This is a genomic window from Stenotrophomonas sp. FR010 (assembly GCF_047520755.2).
Taxonomy (GTDB): Bacteria; Pseudomonadota; Gammaproteobacteria; order Xanthomonadales; family Xanthomonadaceae; genus Stenotrophomonas; species Stenotrophomonas sepilia.
The window spans coordinates 97,777-115,286 of record NZ_JAXBQT020000001.1 but is presented as its reverse complement, the minus strand read 5'-3'; the positions used below and the strand labels follow the sequence as shown (position 1 = coordinate 115,286).

The window sequence follows — 17,510 nt, the reverse complement described above, 5'->3', positions numbered from 1 at the left end:
CTAAATAGGGGGAGGATTATTCAGCGAACGTGTCGTTGAACGGGTTGACCAGTGCGTCGGCAATCAGCTGCTGCTGCTCGCGGACGTGGTCAGCCATGTGACCGGCAGCCGGCGACGCCGAACGTGCGCGACCGGCGTAGTGCAGGTTCTGGCCATCGGCCAGGCAGAACTGCAGGTGGTGGCGGATCTGGTACCACGCGCCCTGGTTCTGCGGTTCTTCCTGCGTCCACACCACGTCGGTGGCCTTGCCGTACTTCTTCAGCTCGGCAGCCAGCAGCGCACGCGGGAACGGATACAGCTGCTCCACGCGGATGATCGCCACGTCGTCCTGGCCACGCTTGGTCTGGTCTTCCAGCAGGTCGTAGTAGACCTTGCCCGAGCACAGCACCACGCGCTTGACCTTCTTGGCATCGGCATTGGCGTCGCCGATCAGGTGCTGGAACTCGCCATTGGCCAGTTCGTCCAGGGTCGACACGGCCAGCTTGTGGCGCAGCAGCGACTTCGGCGACATCACCACCAGCGGCTTGCGGGTGGTCATGTGCAGCTGGCGACGCAGCATGTGGAAGGCCTGCGCCGGGGTCGACGGCACCACAACCAGCATGTTCTCCAGGGCGCACAGCTGCAGGAAGCGCTCCAGGCGCGCCGAGCTGTGTTCCGGGCCTTGTCCTTCATAGCCATGCGGCAGCAGCAGGGTCAGGCCGGAAATGCGGCCCCACTTGGCTTCACCGGCGGCGATGAACTGGTCGATCACCACCTGGGCACCGTTGGCGAAGTCGCCGAACTGGCCTTCCCAGATGCACAGCGTGTTCGGATCGGTGGTGGAGAAACCGTACTCGTAGGCCATCACCGCTTCTTCGCTCAGCAGCGAGTCGATGACGGTGGCCTTCTCCGGCGAATCCACCAGCTGCCGCAGCGGCATGTAGTAGTTGTCGGTCTTCTGGTCGTGCAGGATCGCGTGGCGGTGCGTGAACGTACCGCGGCCGACGTCCTGGCCGACCAGGCGCAGTGCGTGGCCTTCGTCGAGCAGGGTGGCGTAGGCCAGGTTCTCGGCAAAGCCCCAGTCGCCCGGAATCTCGCCGGCGGCCATCTTGCGGCGGTCGTCGTAGACCTTGGCCACGCGCGAGTGCAGCTGCACTTCGTCCGGGATGGTGTTGATCAGCTTGGCCAGCTCGACCAGCTTGTTCTTCTCGACCTTGGTCGAGACCGGATCGGACAGCTTGCCTTCCAGCAGCTTCGGCCAATCGACGAACAGCGGGCTGCTCGGCGGGGTCTTCTCGACCTTGGCCAGCTCGGTGGTCACTTCACCCGCGTCCAGCTTCTCGCGGTAGGCATCGACCATGGCCTTGCCGGCACCGGCGGCGATCACGCCCGCCTTTTCCAGCTGCTCGGCATACATCTCGCGGGTGGTCGGGTGCTTGCGGATCACCTGGTACATCAGCGGCTGGGTGATCGCCGGCTCGTCGGCCTCGTTGTGGCCCCAACGACGGTAGCACATCAGGTCGATGACCACGTCCTTGGCGAACTTCTGGCGGAACTCGAAGGCCAGCTGCGCGGCGAACACGACGGCTTCCGGATCATCGCCGTTCACGTGCAGCACCGGGGCGGCGATCATCTTCGCCACGTCGGTGGCATAGCGCGTGGAGCGCGTATCCAGCGGGTTGGAAGTGGTGAAGCCGACCTGGTTGTTGACCACGATGTGCACGGTGCCGCCGACGGCGAAGCCGCGGGCCTGCGACATCTGGAACAGCTCCATGACCACGCCCTGGCCGGAGAAGGCCGCGTCGCCGTGGATCAGGATCGGCATGACCTGCTTGCGTGCGGTGTCCTTGCGGCGCTCCTGGCGCGAACGCACGGAACCGGCCACGACCGGGTCGGCGATTTCCAGGTGCGACGGGTTGAACGCCAGTGCCAGGTGCACCGGGCCACCGTCGGTGGCCACGTCGGCGGAGAAGCCCATGTGGTACTTCACGTCGCCGGCCGAAGCGTGCTCGTCGTGTTCGAACTTGCCTTCGAATTCGTCGAACAGCTTGCGGGGGTTCTTGCCCAGGGTGTTGACCAGCACGTTCAGGCGGCCGCGGTGGGCCATGCCGATCACCACGTCCTTGACGCCATCCTTGCCGGCGCTGCGGATGATGGTGTCCATCATCGGGATCAGCGAGTCGCCGCCTTCCAGCGAGAAGCGCTTCTGGCCGACGTACTTGGTGTGCAGGTAGCGCTCCAGGCCTTCGGCCGCGGTCAGGCGCTCCAGGGTGCGGCGCTGGGTGTCAGCGTCCAGCTGGTAGTTGCCACCGGCCGCTTCCAGCTTCTTGTAGATCCACTGGCGCTGCTCAACCTCGGAGATGTGCATGAACTCCGCGCCGATCGAGCCGGTGTAGGTCGCCTTCAGGCGTGCGAGCAGGTCGCGCAGCTTCATGCGCGGCTGGCCGCCGACGCCGCCGGTGCTGAACTCACTGTTGAGGTCGGCATCGGACAGGCTGTGGAACGGCAGGCCCAGGTCCGGGGTGTTGACCGGCGCGGCCAAGCCCAGCGGATCGAGGCGGGCGTCCAGGTGGCCGCGCGAGCGGTAGGCGGTGATCAGACGACCGACATTGCGCTCGCGCTCGTCGCCCGCACCGGTGCCGGTGCCAGCTTTCAGCGCATCCTTGGCCGCGTCCGCGATGTGGGAGATGACGGCCGAGTGCGGAATGTCACCTGCTTCCCGGCCCTTGAAGCCGTCGAAGTAGGTTTTCCATTTGGGATCGACACTATCCGGGGAGACCAGGTACTGCTCGTACAGGTCCTCGACATAGGAGGCGTTGCCGCCGGCGAGTTGCGAAGATTGCGCAAACTGCTTCAGTTGATTGTCCACGATGGAGGGTGTTGATTCGCTTTGTGGGGTATGGCTTCAGAAGGACCCGGCAGGAAGATGAATAGCCCTGCGCGGGCGCGTTCAAACAGCCAAATTGTACCCCCAACGGGACACGAAGGGGCACCACCACAGGTATCCCGCGTCCGCTGGTGCCGGTTCCAGACAGGTTGGGTCAGCGGTGCCGGCTCAGATGCCGAGCGCGCGCAGTTCGCTGCAATCGCGCGAACGGTCCCAGACCCGCTGCAATTGCTGCCCGAACGGCTGCGAACGTGCCGGCAGCGCGACGCCGGCCTCGCCGTCGAGGCGATGGCCGATCAGACGAAAGTAGAAGTCGCCCGCATCGTTGAGCAGGCAGGCCGAGACCAGCGCGCGGTCGACCGGATCGCTGACCTCGCGGAACTGGATCACGCTTGGCAGACGCTGGGCCAGCGCCAGCAGCGGTGCCCCGGCAGAGGCGATCGCAGCGGCATCGTGCACGATCACCCGCAGCTGCTTGTCGTGGCGGGCGGTGACGAAGCGGCGCAGGGCGGCCTGCACCGGCGCCGCGTCGAGCAGTCCCGGGTCCAGCTGGCGGCTGTGCAGCCACAGCTGGCGGCGGGCGCGGTGGACGATGGCCGTGGTGATGGCCACCGCCTCGGCGCGGCGGACGATCGCGCTGGTCGCGCCCAGCCGGCGGCGCATCTGCTGGTGGCCGATGCCGGCCTCCTCGAACACCTCGCCTTCAGGCAGGAAGCCCTGGCGGGCATAGAATTCGCGGGCGGGCAGTTGGGCGTGCAGGTGCAGCTCGGCCAGGCCGAGCCTGCGCCCGGCCTCGACCAGTGCCCCCAGCAGGGCCTCACCGACCCCGTGGCTGCGATGGCTGGCCAGCACGGCCATGCGGCCGATGCGGCCGTCCGGGGCCAGCCGACCGGTGCCGACCGGCTGGTTGTCACTGTCCAGTGCCAGCACATGGACGCTGACCGGGTCCAGCGCATCGCGTTCCAGTTCCGCGGCGATGCCCTGTTCCTGCACGAACACGCGTTGGCGCGCGTCGTGGATGGCAACGTGGGCGTCGGCGTGGCTGACCTGCTGGACCCGGACCATGGTGAGGGCTCAGGCCCGGCCCGTGCTGTCGTCTTCGTCGTCGTCCTCGAAGTTGACGATGACCTCGATACCGTCGTCGTGCACGGTCACGGAGTGGACATCGTCGGACACCGCGTCGGCGTCGATCGCGTCGACGCGGTCACGGCCTTCGACCACTTCGCCGAGGACCACGGCGTCTTCGCCGTCGTCCTCGTCTTCAGCGTCATACATTTCGCTGGGATCGATCAGCTGGAACACGCCGCCGACCAGCAGCTGCTGGAGCACGGCCCGGCCCTTGTCGGACAGGCCGCGATAGGCGGCGGCGTCGAGCTGCTCGGCGCCGGCCAGGCGCTGGGCGTCCTTCACCGGCAGCGCGAAGTCCTGGCCGCTGACGTACAGGCTGGCGCCGCGCTTGGCCCGGCGCCAGGCCAGGCGTGCCCACGGGTGGCGCTGCAGCAGCAGGCCGGAGGCCAGTGCCTGGACCACTTCCTCCGGAGCCGGCGCGGCCTGGTGGGCCATCACTTCGCCGGCGGCGCGGTAGGTGGTGATGAAGCGACCGAACCAGTCACCCAGCTTGTCCGGGTCGTTCATGCGGATGGCGTTGAGCGCGGTGATCACCCGCGCCATCGCCACCGTGTCGATTTCGTTCGGGTCGGCTGGCACCTTGAGGTCGGCATCCTGGTAACGGATGTTCTCGTCGGCATCGGCGATCAGGGTGTCGAGGTAGTCGCTGATCAGTTCGGCCGAGGACGGCGCGCGCATGCCGAAGGAGAACGTCAGGCAGGGATCCTCGGCGACGCCGTGGTGCGGCACGTTCGGCGGCAGGTACAGCATGTCGCCCGGCGCCAGCACCCAGTCGTGGGTCGGCTTGAATACCTTCAGCAGCTTCAGTTCCACGTCCGGGCGGAAGCCCAGCGGTGGCTGCTTGCCCTTGATCGATTCGCTGGCGTCGATCTGCCAGCGGCGGTGGCCGTGGGCCTGCAGCAGGAACACGTCGTACTGGTCGACATGGGCGCCGACCGAGCCGCCGGTGGCGGCGAAGCTGATCATCACGTCATCCATGCGCCAACGCGGCAGGAAGCTGAAGTGCTCGATCAGGGCGCGCACGTCCGGATCCCACTTGTCCACGTCCTGCACCAGCAGGGTCCAGTCGTGGTCGGGCAGGGCGGGGAACACGTCTTCCTGGAACGGGCCGGTGCGCACGCGCCAGCCGTCCCGGGTCTTGTCGTGCTCGATCAGGCGCGCCAGCACGCCTTCCTCGCAGGCCAGCCCGGCCAGGTCTTCCGGCTGCACCGGGGTCTGGAAGTTGGGGAAGGCGTTGCGGATCAGCAGCGGGCGTTTCTGCCAGAAGTCGCGCAGGAAGGTGGCCGGCGCCATGCCCAGCGGCTGGCCGGGGCGGGCGGTGACTTCGATGAGGGGGGCGGAGGACTTGCGGGCGGCCATGGGGGAATCCTTGCAGCGGAAAGCGGGAGGGGCGGCGTGGCGGGCCGCCATGGGTTGCATTGTCCGACGTTCGTGGGGATTGCGCACGTGCCGTGGTTTGTCGCGGGGTGTCCGGCCAACGGCGGAGCCCCTCGTGGCGACATCTTGGTAGGGTCGACTGTTAGTCGACCGGCTTCATGGGCTTGGCCGGGCGGGTGGGCCATGCAGGGGACGCTGCAAGTACGTCCCTGTAAGCTCGATGGCGCCATCCATGGCGCCAACGCCCCTGCACGGTCCACCCGCCCGGCCCCTGACAGTTTCCTGCGGGGCCCGCCACGGAATGGAAGAAGAAAATCAAAGGCAAGAGCGGGTCGCGCGCTGCGCTTGCTCATGCCCTTGTAGAGCCGAGCCCACGCTCGGCTTGCTTTTGCCCACGCGAAAATCAGCCGAGCATGGGCTCGGCTCTACAAAACCCCCACAAACAAGGAGGGACGCGGCGAAGCCGCGTCCCTCTCTCAAATTCCGTCCCGACAACCCAACGCTCTTCGATCCGTCACCGGACAACTGTCAGAGGTGGGGCGGGTTGGGTTCGCGGGGGTATCCGCGCCATGGATGGCGCGGCTAAGCCTCCACGGACGGATTCACGGCGTCCCCCGCGAACCCAACCTGCCCCGCCCAGCTAGCAGCAATCCAGAGCCGCTCTTGACGTTGATGTTGCCTGCCGCAGGCAGCGCACGCGGCCGCCGCCGCAAGCAAACCCTTAGATCTTCTTCGCCAGCGCCTCGGCCAGACCGGTGTAGCTGCCCGGGGTCATGTCCAGCAGACGCTGCTTCGCATCCGCCGGCAGCTCCAGCCCCTGCACGAACGCACGCATCGACTCGGCCGTGATGCCCTGGCCGCGGGTCAGCGCCTTCAGCTGCTCATACGGGTTCGGCAGGCCGTGGCGGCGCATCACCGTCTGCACGGCCTCGGCCAGCACTTCCCAGGCCGCGTCCAGATCGGCATCCAGGCGCTGCGGGTTCACTTCCAGCTTGCCCAGGCCCTTGGCCAGCGAATCCAGCGCCACCTGGCTGTGGCCGAACGCGGTGCCCAGTGCGCGCAGCACGGTGGAATCGGTCAGGTCACGCTGCCAGCGGCTGATCGGCAGCTTCGCGCTGAAGTGCTCGAACAGCGCGTTGGCGATACCGAAGTTGCCTTCCGCGTTCTCGAAATCGATCGGATTGACCTTGTGCGGCATCGTCGACGAGCCGACTTCGCCTTCCTTCAGGCGCTGCTTGAAGTAGCCCAGCGAGATGTAGCCCCAGATGTCGCGGGCCAGGTCGATCAGGATGATATTGACGCGACGCGCCGCATCGCCGATCTCGGCGATGTTGTCGTGCGGCTCGATCTGCGTGGTGTACGGGTTGAATACCAGGCCCAGGCCGGTCACGAAGCGCTCGGCGAAGGCCGGCCAGTCCACGTCCGGGTAGCTGGCGATGTGGGCGTTGTAGTTGCCGACCGCACCGTTGATCTTGCCGGTCAGTTCGACCGCGGCGATCTGCCGGCGCTGGCGCTCCAGGCGTGCGACCACGTTGGCCAGCTCCTTGCCCAGCGTGGTCGGCGAGGCGGTCTGGCCGTGGGTGCGCGACAGCATCGGCTGGCCGGCCTGGGCGTGGGCCAGGGTGCGCAGGGTGCTGGCGATGCCGTCCAGGGTCGGCAGCAGCACCTCGCGGCGGGCCTGTTCCAGCATCAGTCCGTAGCTGAGGTTGTTGATGTCTTCGCTGGTGCAGGCGAAATGCACGAATTCCAGCGCCGGAGCCAGCTCGGCGTCGTCCTTCAGCTGTTCCTTGATGAAGTACTCCACCGCCTTGACGTCATGGTTGGTGGTGCGCTCGATCTCCTTCACGCGCGCGGCCTGGGCCGGGCTGAAGCGGGCGGCCAGGTCGCGCAGGCGGGCGACGGCGGCGTCGGAGAACGGCGCCAGTTCGACGATGCCCGGTTCGGCGGCCAGGGCCAGCAGCCATTCCACCTCGACCGTGATGCGGGCCTTGATCAGGCCGTACTCGGAGAAGATCGGGCGCAGGGCGTCGACCTTGCCGGCATAGCGGCCATCGAGCGGGGACAGGGCGAGCAGGGCGGAATCGGACATGTCGGCAGGGCTGCGACGAGCGGCGGGGCCGATATTCTACGACGTGCCGGCGGGGCGTGCCCTGTAGAGCCGAGCCCACGCTCGGCTGCTTCGGAGAATCCGGCGCCCTGCGGGAAGCCGAGCATGGGCTCGGCTCTACAACACGGCCCTGCGGACGGAACGTTCTGGCCCGTCCTCGTCATCCCACGCTGCGGGCAAGGGAGTATCGTTGGCGCAGCCGCCAGCCCGGGAAGCGACACCCTGTCAGCCGCCGCTTCCCTTTCCCCAACTGAAGTAGTGCGGAGTTGATGCAATGAGCAAAGCTGCAAGCAAGGGTTTCAGAATCGAACACGACAGCATGGGCGAGCTGCAGGTGCCTGCCGACGCCCTGTGGGGCGCGCAGACCCAGCGTGCCGTGCAGAACTTCCCGGTGTCGGGCCAGCGCATGCCGCGCGGTTTCATCCGTGCCCTGGGCCTGGTCAAGGGCGCCGCCGCCGGCGTCAACGCCGAGCTGGGACATCTGCCGAAGTCTGTGGCCAAGGCCATCCAGGCCGCTGCTGCCGAAGTGGCCGCCGGCAACTGGGACGCGCACTTCCCGATCGACGTCTACCAGACCGGCTCGGGCACGTCGTCGAACATGAATGCCAATGAGGTCATCGCCACCCTGGCCAACCGTGCCGGCAAGGCGGGCAAGACCACCGTGCATCCCAATGACCACGTCAACCAGGGGCAGAGCTCCAACGACGTGATTCCGACTGCGCTGCGGGTGTCGGCGGTGCTGGCCACGCACGAACAGCTGCTGCCGGCGCTGGTGCACCTGCGCAAGACTCTCGACAAGAAGGGTCGCAGCCTGCGCAAGGTGGTCAAGACCGGCCGTACCCACCTGATGGACGCGATGCCACTGACCTTCGAGCAGGAGTTCGGCGCATGGTCGGCACAGCTGGCCTCGGCGCAGGAGCGCATCGAAGACAGTCTCAAGCGCGTGCGCCGCCTGCCGCTGGGTGGCACCGCCATCGGCACCGGCATCAACGCCGACCCGCGTTTTGGCGCGCAGGTGGCCAAGGCACTGAAGCAACAGACCGGTTTCAAGTTCGACAGCGCCGAGAACAAGTTCGAAGGCCTGGCCGCGCAGGATGATGCCGTGGAACTGTCGGGCCAGCTCAATGCACTGGCCGTGGCGCTGATCAAGATCGCCAATGATCTTCGCTGGATGAACGCCGGTCCGCTGGCCGGGCTGGGCGAGATCGAACTGCCGGCACTGCAGCCGGGCAGCTCGATCATGCCGGGCAAGGTCAACCCGGTGATTCCGGAAGCGACCGTGATGGCCTGTGCGCAGGTCATCGGCCACCACACCGCGATCACCGTGGCTGGCCAGACCGGTAACTTCCAGCTCAACGTCACGCTGCCGCTGATCGCGGTGAACCTGCTCGATGGCATCGGCCTGCTCGCCAACGTGTCGACCCTGTTGGCGGACAGCGCGATCGCCGGGCTGAAGGTGCGTGAGGATCGCGTGGCCGAGGCGCTGGCGCGTAATCCGATCCTGGTCACCGCACTGAATCCGATCATCGGCTACGAGAAGGCTGCGGCGATTGCCAAGCGTGCCTACAAGGAACAGCGCCCGGTGCTGGACGTGGCGCTGGAAGACAGCGGGCTGGAGGAGGCCGAATTGCGGCGCCTGCTGGATCCGACCGCACTGACTGCAGGTGGCATCCAGGCTGGCGGTGGTGGCGCCGGCGGTTGATCTGCTGGTTGTAGAGCCGAGCCCATGCTCGGCTCAGATTCCGGGCAGTAGCCGAGCATGGGCTCGGCTCTACAAAAGGAAACGCCGCCCTGGGGCGGCGTTTCTGCTTCAGCGACGGTCGGCGACGATGTTGCCGAACGTGTCGGTGTAATCCTTGAACTCGGGTATGTGCTGGACCAGGTCCGCCGGGATCACTTCCATGCCCTCCGGCGGCTGGATCTTCACCGGTTGCATGTTGGGATCGGCCGGGGCGGCGACCAGGGTGTTCTGGCGCAGCACCTGCAGCCTGCCGAACATCGTCTGCAGCATCTGCTTCTGCCCTTCGTCCAGCGGGATCTGGATCTCGTCCACCTTCATCGTGCCATCGCCGAGGATGATGATGTTCGGTGCCGGCGGGCGACGCACGGTCACCATGCCTTCGCTGACGGAAATCTTGGGCTTGCCGCGCTCGGCGCGGTGGTTGCGGTAATCCTTGTCACAGCCGACCAGGCCCAGGCAGAGCAGGGCGGCCAGCAGCAGGAACAACTTCTTCATGGCATTCGGTTCGGGGGCGTCCGGGGCCGCCATTGTAAGCCGGTCGGCACGCTACGGCCGGCAGCGGGGCGCCGCTGCCGGCCGGGTGCGCTGATCTGTCACAGGCCTAGCGCTGGACCACGGTGTCCTTGCCGCAGTCGTCGACGTCACTCTGGTCCATCGTTGCGTAGGGCTTGAACGCCGGCAGCTCACGCGCCAGTGCCTGCTGGCTGGCCAGCATCGCCGGCATGCGGTTGCAGATGCGCTTGGCTTGGGCCTCGATCTTCTCGGCCTCGGCGTTGATCCGCTTCTCGATGCCTTCGCTGTCGCCGCTGAAAATGCCCTTCAGCGCTTCGCCGGCAGCGCTGGCGCCGAGCTTGGCGCCAGCCAGGCCGACATCCATGCCGTCCATTGCAATGGCGACGACGTGGCCGCGATATTCCAGCAGCCGTTGGCGCTGGGTTTCGTTGGCCGGCACGTCCTTGCCGTCGATCAGCAGGTGGCCATCCGGGGTGATCTCGGCACGCGGCTGCTTGTCGGCCGAGATCTTGATGTTGCCCTGAGTGATGTCCTTGCGGGCATCGTCCATGGCCTCCTTGACAGTCTGGCCGACCCCGCTGGTCGCGTCGGCCACGCTTTTGCCGACGGTGGTATCAGGCGTGGAGGACGTGCCGCCGCAGGCGATCAGCGGCAGACACAGCAGGGTGGCAGGCAGCACGCGCAGCAGATTCATGGCAGTTTCCTCGATCGGTCAGGTAGCGGTTACTTTTTACGGGGCAGGGTGACGGTGCCGCTGACGTTGCGGTGGCCGACATCGCCGCTGCCGCTGTGGTCGACGGTCAGGCTGCCGCGCACGCCATCGACCTGGATGTCCCCCGAGCCGTGGCTGCGCACATGCACATTGCCGCCGATGTCGGACAGATCAACATCGCCCGAGCCGACCACACCGACCTCGACGTTGCCTTGCACGCGCTTGAACCCGATGTCGCCGGAACCGACCGTGTCCAGTCGTGCGTTGCCGCGGACATCGCTGATCTTCAGGTCACCCGAACCGACAGTGCCGGTGACCGCATCGCCACCGATGTTGCGCACCTTGACGTCGCCGGAACCCAGCGAAAGCAGGTTCAGCGAACTGCCGCCATCAATGTCCAGGTCGCCCGAACCCACCGCTGCGTGGATGCTGCCGCGGGTACCACGCACGATGGCATCACCGGAGCCGACGTCCACGCTCAGCGATTGTGCATTGTCCACGCTGGCATCGCCGGAGCCGACCTTGAACTGCAGCGGAAGGTTGTCCGGCACGCTGCCACGGATGTCGAGCCAGGCATAGCTGCTGCCCAGGCTGATGCCGCTGTCACGGCCCTCGCGGCGCAGACTCACCACCAGCTTGTCGCCCACCTTGCGCTGGTCCAGTACCAGCTGCTCCAGCCATTCCTGGCTGGACGCACAGGCACGGCCATCCAACTGGCCGCCGCCGGGGCTGGCGACCACCTTCAGGTCATGCTGGTTGACCTCGAACACCACCGCTTTGGCACCGGCCACGTCCAGCTTCAGCGCGCGGGCAGCGGTGAACTTGCAGTTCGGAGCATCGGCGGCCAGCGCCGACAGCGGCAACAGCAACAACGCAGAACAGGCGAGCAGGGAACGCATGGGTGGTGCCTCCGGGTGGATGGAATCAGATCTCGCCGGCGCGCTTGCGCAGACGGATGGCAAGGACGATGAACACGGCGCCGACGGCAGCACCGATCCACAGTTCCGGCATCGCCAGTGACTTCAGCTGCGAGGCCGGCGACATCAGGCTGACCACCGATTCGAGGTCGCGACGCGTGCCTTCCTCGGCGCTGAGGCGATACACCAGGTCCGTGCCCGGTACGCCGCCCAGCAGCAGCCGGCCAACGATGTTCTGCCAGAACCAGCCCGTGGTCAGGCCGATCAGCGGCATCACCTTGGTGGTGCTGACGATGACGCCGGCGAACAGCGGCAGCATCACCGCCCACAGGAACGGCTTGCTGCGGGCCCAGGCCGAGCACAGCAGCAACCAGCCGGCGGTGGGCAGGGCCCACAGGGCGTAGACCGGGATCCAGGCCAGGTGGCCGGCGGCCAGGGTCAGCGGGCTGGCCGGGCCCCAGATCAGGGTCATCGGGCTGCCGCCGTGCATCAGCGCGACGATGCTGATCACCAGCATGAAGCCGAACATGGTGATGATGCCGGCGATCACCGCGATCAGTGGGGCCACGATCAGTGCGCTGATCACCTTGGACAACACGGTCTGGGTATCCGACAGCGGCAGTGACTTCCAGAACAGGATGCTGCGGTCGCGGCGGTCGTCGTACAGGGCACCCAGGCAGTAGAAAAACACCACGAAGGCCAGTACCAGGAACGGCCAGGCCGAGCTGAGCACCAGGGTCAGGTCGAGGCCGTTGCCAAGGTCAGCCAGGTCCTTGGCACTGATGTCGCGGGTCAGCAGGGCCAGGTCCAGGCCGTTGATGTTCACGTCTTCGCCGTCGATGTGCAGGCCACCATCACGTGCGGCCCGGTGCAGGGCGAACAGGCCGAAGGCGATGCCGATGGTGCTCATCACCAGCGAGATCAGGCCGGCGATCAGCGGTGCATACAGGAAACCGCCACGGTTCTCCCAGTACTCGCGCTTGAGCAGCCAGCGCAGGGTGCCCATCGGGCTGACGGGGTGGTTGACGGCATTCATGCGTAGGTCCCCTTCATGATGGCGACGAACAGATCGGCCAGGCCCGGGCTGCGGGTCTCGCCAAGGGTGGAGAGCTGGGTGCGCGGCACGCCATCGAACAGCATCACGGTCTTGCCGAACGCCAGGCTGCGCTCGTCGATCGGCTTCAGCGCACGCGCGGTCTCCAGCTGGTCGGCGTTGACCAGCAGCTCGGTGTAGCGCTGGCCGACATCGTCCATGTCCGCGTCGAGCACGATGCGGCCATCACGGATGAACATGACGTCGCTGAGGATGTGCTCGATCTCTTCCACCTGATGGGTGGTGACGATGATGGTCTTCTGTTCGTCGAAATAGTCCTCCAGCAGGCGCTGGTAGAACTCCTTGCGATAGAGGATGTCCAGGCCGAGAGTGGGCTCGTCCAGGACCAGGATGCGGGCGTCGATGGCCATCACCAGCGCCAGGTGCAGCTGCACGATCATGCCCTTGGACAGTTCGCGCACGCGCTGCTTCGGTTGCAGCTTGGTATTGGCCAGGAAGCGCTCGCAGCGGGCGCGGTCGAAGCGCGGGTGGACGCCGGCGACGAAGTCGATCGCCTCGCGCACCTTCAGCCAGCGCGGCAGCACGGCGACGTCGGCGATGAAGCAGATGTCATTCATCAGCTCGTCGCGATGCAGTCGCGGATCGCGGCCGAGCACGCTCAGGTCGCCTTCCACCGAGGTGAGGCCGAGGATGGCCTTCAGTGCGGTGGTCTTGCCGGCGCCGTTGGGACCGATCAGGCCGACGATGCGCCCGCTCGGAATGCTGAAGCTGGCGTTGTCGAGGGCTACCGTGGTCCTGTAGGCCTTGCGCAGGCCTCGCGCGGTGATGACGGGTTCGCTTGCAGTGCTGTTCATCAGACGTTCCCCTGGGGCAGCAATTCGTCGAGGCTCAGGCCCAGGCGCTGGATGCGCTCCAGCACCGCGGGCCATTCTTCGTTGAGGAAGCGCTCGCGCTCGCTGCTGCGCAGCTGCGTGGCCGCCTGCTCGGTCATGAACATGCCCAGGCCGCGGCGCTTCTCGACCAGGCCTTCATCGGCCAGTTCCTGGTAGGCGCGCGAAACGGTGATGGGGTTGAGTTGATAGTCGGCGGCCACCTGGCGCACCGAAGGCAGGGCATCGCCCGGCTTCAGGATTCCGTCGAGCATCATGGCGATCACGCGCTCCTTCAATTGACGGTAGATGGGAGCGCCGTCGCTCCACTGGATGTCGCTCATATTCAGCTCCGTGGGGTCAGCGGCTGGGCGAACGAGAAATACGGCATGGACAGGGAGCTGTGCAGCCGACGCGGGGGAGAGGGGGAGGAAGCGGCGTTCCCGGCCGGTGCAGCGGTTGCATCCTGCGCACTATCGGGAGAGGCGGGGGTGGTGGGCGTGGCCAGCCAGGCCAGCACGATCAGGGTCGAAACAGCTGCGGCCGCGGGTGCGGTGAGGTTGCGACGGATGCGGGCGTTCATGGCTTCCCCCTGTCTCAGGTGACTGGTGTTGTATGCAACTATAACACCGGCACGCCTGGGTGCAAGCCCCTGCCGTCCCCAACTGATGGCAGGGGTGGTCAGATTGCTGAAATATCCGCTTATCCATTTGATTGGAAAGGGAAATAAAATTGACGTAGGGGTTTGTCCAGTTCGGCCTGCCATTCAGTGTTGTCCATGCTATGTCATCACTGCGCCGTCGCTGGTAAGGCCAGCGGAAAGACGCCACGCTGCGCAAAGCCGCAGGCGCTTGCCGCAACAAGGGGGGGGGGGGGCGGGGCGGTGCTATAGTTCGGCCGATTCCCGGCCGCTACCGGCCGGCCCTGTGAATGGCTACCGCGGACCGCTCTCGATGCACCTGCCGACCGTTATCCCGCGCCGCCTGCGCGGCCTGTCCCTGCTGACCCTGCTGGTGGCCGGCCTGGCCGGTTCCGCCCATGTGCTGGCGGCCGATCTGCTGGACCTGGAGTACCGCCCACTCGCGAGCAAGCAGCAGGTCAACCTGCAGCAGCGCTACCACGGGCAGGTACTGCTGGTGGTCAATACCGCAAGCAAGTGCGGCTATACCCCTCAGTACGAAGGCCTGGAGGCGCTGCAGAAGCGATATGCCGGCCGCGGCTTTGCCGTGCTCGGTTTCCCGTCCAACGATTTCAAGGGCCAGGAGCCCGGTGACGAAAAGCAGATCCAGGATTTCTGCACGCTCACCTATGGCGTCAGGTTCCCGATGTTCGAGAAGGTGCATGTCGTCGGTGCACAGGCGACGCCGCTGTACCAGAGGCTGACCGCGGCCACCGGCGTGGCGCCGGGCTGGAACTTCCACAAGTACCTGGTCGGCCGCGATGGCAAGGTCATTGCCCAGTTCGCCAGCAAGGTAACGCCGGACGATCCGCAGCTGACCGCCGCCATCGACAAGGCGCTGGCCGCAGCCGCCACGCATTGATATCCGGCACGGATGCCTCGACATCGACGGCATGCGTGCGACAATGTTTCTTTTCGCGCCGACGTCGGCGCCCAGACACTTCCAGGAATGCAGCGAATGAAGATGGGAATGCGCGGCGCCGCGGCGTCGGTTCTGATTCTGGCGATGGGCACTTCGGGTGTCGCTCTGTCGCAACAACCGGCTGCCCCCGCAGCCGCCAAGGAGACCGCAACCTTGAATTCCCCCAAGCAGAAGCTCGGCTACGCCATCGGCCTTGATGTCGCCAAGTCGTTCACCCCGATCGCCGATGAGATCGATGTGGCCGCGCTGCGCACTGCCGTGGAGCGTTCGTTCGAAGGCCTGCAGCCGCAGATCACCCAGGAACAGGCCAAGGCCACCGATGCCGCGTTGCGCCAGGTGGTGATGGCCCGCAGTGGCCAGCAGGTGCCGGGCATGGCGCCGGGTTCGCAGCCGCCGAAGGTCGATCGCGTCAAAGTGTCGCAGATGATCGGTTCGTACTCGGTCGGCCCGTCGCTGGCACAGCTGAAGGACGACATTGATGTCGCCTCGCTGTTTGACGCGATCAGCACAGGCCTGAGCAAGGGCCAGCCGAAGATGACGGAAGCTGACGCGACCGCCACCATCCAGGCCTTCATGGGCAGCAAGCAGGCCGAGATGCAGGCCAAGGCCGCCGCAGCCGCACAGACCAACCGCGAGGAAGGCAACGCGTTCCTGGCCAAGAACAAGACCCAGCCGGGCGTCGTCACCACCCCGTCTGGCCTGCAGTACCAGATCATCCGCCCGGGTAGCGGCGAGCGCCCGCTGCCGAGCAGCAAGGTGCGCGTGAACTACGAAGGCAAGCTGCTCAACGGCACCGTATTTGACAGCTCCTATGGTCGCCAGCCGGCCGAGTTCGGCCTGGACCAGGTGATCAAGGGCTGGACCGAAGGCGTCGCGCTGATGCCGGTCGGGTCGAAGTACCGCTTCTGGATCCCGGGTGAGCTGGCTTACGGTGAGAACGGCACCCCGGGTGGCCCGATCGGCCCGAACGCGACTCTGACCTTCGACGTCGAGCTGCTGGGCGTCCTGCCGTAAGCGACCACGGAGCCTGCACGGACATGCGCGTTGCGATTTTCGGTACCGGTTATGTAGGGCTGGTGACCGGTACCTGCCTGGCCGACGTCGGCCACCAGGTGGTCTGCGTCGATATCGACCAGGCCAAGGTCGATGGCCTCAACCAGGGCATCATCCCGATCTATGAGCCGGGCCTGGAGCCGATGGTGAAGGCCAACCACGCCGCGTCGCGGCTGGCGTTCACCACCGATGCCGCGGCCGCGATCGGTCACGGCCAGGTCGTGTTCATCGCCGTTGGCACGCCGCCGGACGAGGATGGCAGTGCCGATCTGCAGTACGTGCTGGCTGTGGCCCGCACCATCGGCCGGCACATGAGCGTGCCGACCGTGGTGGTCAACAAGTCGACGGTGCCGGTGGGCACCGCCGACAAGGTGCGTGCCGCCATTGCCGCAGAGTTGGCGGCACGTGGCGCGGACATCGCCTTCGATGTGGTGTCCAACCCGGAATTCCTGAAGGAAGGCGACGCTGTCGCCGACTGCATGCGCCCGGATCGCATCATCATCGGCGCGACGAGCGCCGAGTCGGTGGCGGTAATGCGGCGCCTGTACGCACCGTTCAACCGCAACCACGACCGCGTGGTGGAAATGGACGTACGTTCGGCGGAGCTGACCAAGTACGCCGCCAACGCGATGCTGGCGACCAAGATCTCGTTCATGAACGAAATCGCCAACATCGCCGAACGTGTCGGCGCCGATGTCGAGCAGGTCCGCCAGGGCATCGGCTCGGATCCGCGCATCGGCTGGCATTTCATCTACCCGGGCGCCGGTTACGGCGGCTCGTGCTTCCCCAAGGATGTGCAGGCGCTGGCCCGCACCGCGCAGCAGGCCGGCCTGGAGCCGAAGCTGCTGAACGCCGTGGAAGCGGTCAACGATGCGCAGAAGGGCCATCTGTTCGCCCTCATCCAGCGTCATTACGACAAGGGTGAAGACGAAGGTATGCGTGGCAAGACCTTTGCCGTGTGGGGCCTGGCGTTCAAGCCGAACACCGATGACATGCGCGAAGCTTCCAGCCGTCGCCTGCTGGCGCAGCTGTGGGAAGGCGGCGCGACGGTGCGTGCCTACGATCCGGAAGCGATGCACGAGTCGCAGCGCATCTTCGGCGAGCGCGATGATCTGGTGTTCTGCAGCAGTGCCGACGAGGCGCTGCAGGGGGCCGATGCACTGGTCGTGGTGACCGAGTGGAAGCAGTTCCGCAGCCCTGATTTCCAGACGCTGCGCGAGCAGTTGAAGGACGCGGTGGTGTTCGACGGCCGCAACCTGTACGAGCCGGCGGATGTGGAAGCGGCGGGCCTGGCGTACTACGGCATTGGCCGGGGGCGCTCGCTGCATGTCTGATCTGCTGCCAACCGAACGCGAGCAGGCGCTGGAAGCGCGCCTGGTCGAACTGGAAATGCGCGTGTCCTTCCAGGAACAGGCGCTGGCCGAACTGAGCGATGCGCTGGCCGATGCCCGCATGCAGGGCATGCGCAACGCCGACGTGCTGCGCGTGCTGCTGGAAGACCTGGGCAAGGTCCGCAACGCGCTGAATTCTTCCGATCCGGCGAGCGAACCGCCGCCGCCGCACTACTGATCC

The 17,510-nt window shown here is 66.4% G+C and carries 16 protein-coding genes; 5 read left to right on the top strand and 11 right to left on the bottom strand.

Annotation, left to right across the window (positions count from 1 at the left end; translation table 11 throughout):
* Window positions 1–16 precede the first annotated feature (16 nt).
* From ACM0PK_RS00500 to purB, 4 genes are all read right to left on the bottom strand, one after another.
* Window positions 17–2,848, bottom strand: a complete 2,832-nt coding sequence (locus tag ACM0PK_RS00500; RefSeq protein WP_005417518.1) for a 2-oxoglutarate dehydrogenase E1 component — start codon at window positions 2,846–2,848, stop codon at window positions 17–19.
* Between the two features lie 186 nt (window positions 2,849–3,034).
* Window positions 3,035–3,931, bottom strand: coding sequence for a GNAT family N-acetyltransferase (locus ACM0PK_RS00495; RefSeq protein WP_414607308.1), 897 nt, complete (start codon window positions 3,929–3,931; stop codon window positions 3,035–3,037).
* 9 nt (window positions 3,932–3,940) lie between these two features.
* Complete coding sequence (locus ACM0PK_RS00490) at window positions 3,941–5,353, bottom strand: ribosomal protein uL16 3-hydroxylase (RefSeq protein WP_072168348.1); 1,413 nt, start codon at window positions 5,351–5,353, stop codon at window positions 3,941–3,943.
* 739 nt (window positions 5,354–6,092) lie between these two features.
* Window positions 6,093–7,460, bottom strand: coding sequence for an adenylosuccinate lyase (gene purB / locus ACM0PK_RS00485; protein WP_414607307.1), 1,368 nt, complete (start codon window positions 7,458–7,460; stop codon window positions 6,093–6,095).
* A gap of 292 nt (window positions 7,461–7,752) precedes the next feature.
* Between purB and ACM0PK_RS00480 the strand changes: the two genes are divergently transcribed.
* Complete coding sequence (locus ACM0PK_RS00480; protein ID WP_414607306.1) at window positions 7,753–9,180, top strand: class II fumarate hydratase; 1,428 nt, start codon at window positions 7,753–7,755, stop codon at window positions 9,178–9,180.
* A 108-nt stretch (window positions 9,181–9,288) separates the two neighbouring features.
* On the opposite strand, the gene ACM0PK_RS00475 is transcribed toward ACM0PK_RS00480, so the two are convergent.
* From ACM0PK_RS00475 to ACM0PK_RS00445, 7 genes are all read right to left on the bottom strand, one after another.
* Window positions 9,289–9,714 (bottom strand): hypothetical protein, encoded by a 426-nt coding sequence (locus ACM0PK_RS00475; protein WP_414607305.1) that lies wholly within the window; start codon window positions 9,712–9,714, stop codon window positions 9,289–9,291.
* Between the two features lie 106 nt (window positions 9,715–9,820).
* Complete coding sequence (locus ACM0PK_RS00470; protein ID WP_061480100.1) at window positions 9,821–10,426, bottom strand: YggN family protein; 606 nt, start codon at window positions 10,424–10,426, stop codon at window positions 9,821–9,823.
* A 29-nt stretch (window positions 10,427–10,455) separates the two neighbouring features.
* On the bottom strand, window positions 10,456–11,343 hold the full coding sequence (locus tag ACM0PK_RS00465) for a GIN domain-containing protein (protein ID WP_072168170.1): 888 nt from the start codon (window positions 11,341–11,343) through the stop codon (window positions 10,456–10,458).
* Between the two features lie 25 nt (window positions 11,344–11,368).
* Complete coding sequence (locus tag ACM0PK_RS00460; protein WP_065178601.1) at window positions 11,369–12,397, bottom strand: ABC-2 transporter permease; 1,029 nt, start codon at window positions 12,395–12,397, stop codon at window positions 11,369–11,371.
* Complete coding sequence (locus tag ACM0PK_RS00455; RefSeq protein ID WP_005417484.1) at window positions 12,394–13,269, bottom strand: ABC transporter ATP-binding protein; 876 nt, start codon at window positions 13,267–13,269, stop codon at window positions 12,394–12,396. The genes ACM0PK_RS00460 and ACM0PK_RS00455 overlap by 4 nt, the downstream gene beginning before the upstream one ends.
* The gene (locus tag ACM0PK_RS00450; RefSeq protein ID WP_005417481.1) at window positions 13,269–13,628 is read right to left on the bottom strand and encodes a GntR family transcriptional regulator; all 360 of its coding nucleotides are present in this window, start codon (window positions 13,626–13,628) and stop codon (window positions 13,269–13,271) included. The genes ACM0PK_RS00455 and ACM0PK_RS00450 overlap by 1 nt, the downstream gene beginning before the upstream one ends.
* Before the next feature lie 2 nt (window positions 13,629–13,630).
* A complete protein-coding gene (locus tag ACM0PK_RS00445) occupies window positions 13,631–13,867 on the bottom strand; it encodes a hypothetical protein (protein ID WP_154351094.1) in 237 nt (78 codons plus the stop codon).
* Window positions 13,868–14,237: 370 nt separating this feature from the next.
* On the opposite strand from ACM0PK_RS00445, the gene ACM0PK_RS00440 reads away from it, so the two are divergent.
* From ACM0PK_RS00440 to ACM0PK_RS00425, 4 genes are all read left to right on the top strand, one after another.
* The gene (locus ACM0PK_RS00440) at window positions 14,238–14,825 is read left to right on the top strand and encodes a glutathione peroxidase (RefSeq protein ID WP_072168168.1); all 588 of its coding nucleotides are present in this window, start codon (window positions 14,238–14,240) and stop codon (window positions 14,823–14,825) included.
* A gap of 96 nt (window positions 14,826–14,921) precedes the next feature.
* The gene (locus tag ACM0PK_RS00435) at window positions 14,922–15,899 is read left to right on the top strand and encodes an FKBP-type peptidyl-prolyl cis-trans isomerase (protein WP_014037761.1); all 978 of its coding nucleotides are present in this window, start codon (window positions 14,922–14,924) and stop codon (window positions 15,897–15,899) included.
* Between the two features lie 23 nt (window positions 15,900–15,922).
* Window positions 15,923–17,272 carry a UDP-glucose dehydrogenase family protein gene (locus tag ACM0PK_RS00430; protein WP_414607304.1) on the top strand — a complete coding sequence of 450 codons (1,350 nt, stop codon included), beginning with the start codon at window positions 15,923–15,925 and terminating at the stop codon, window positions 17,270–17,272.
* On the top strand, window positions 17,265–17,507 hold the full coding sequence (locus ACM0PK_RS00425) for a SlyX family protein (protein WP_005410256.1): 243 nt from the start codon (window positions 17,265–17,267) through the stop codon (window positions 17,505–17,507). Before ACM0PK_RS00430 ends, ACM0PK_RS00425 begins: the two co-directional genes overlap by 8 nt.
* The last annotated feature ends 3 nt before the right edge of the window (window positions 17,508–17,510 follow it).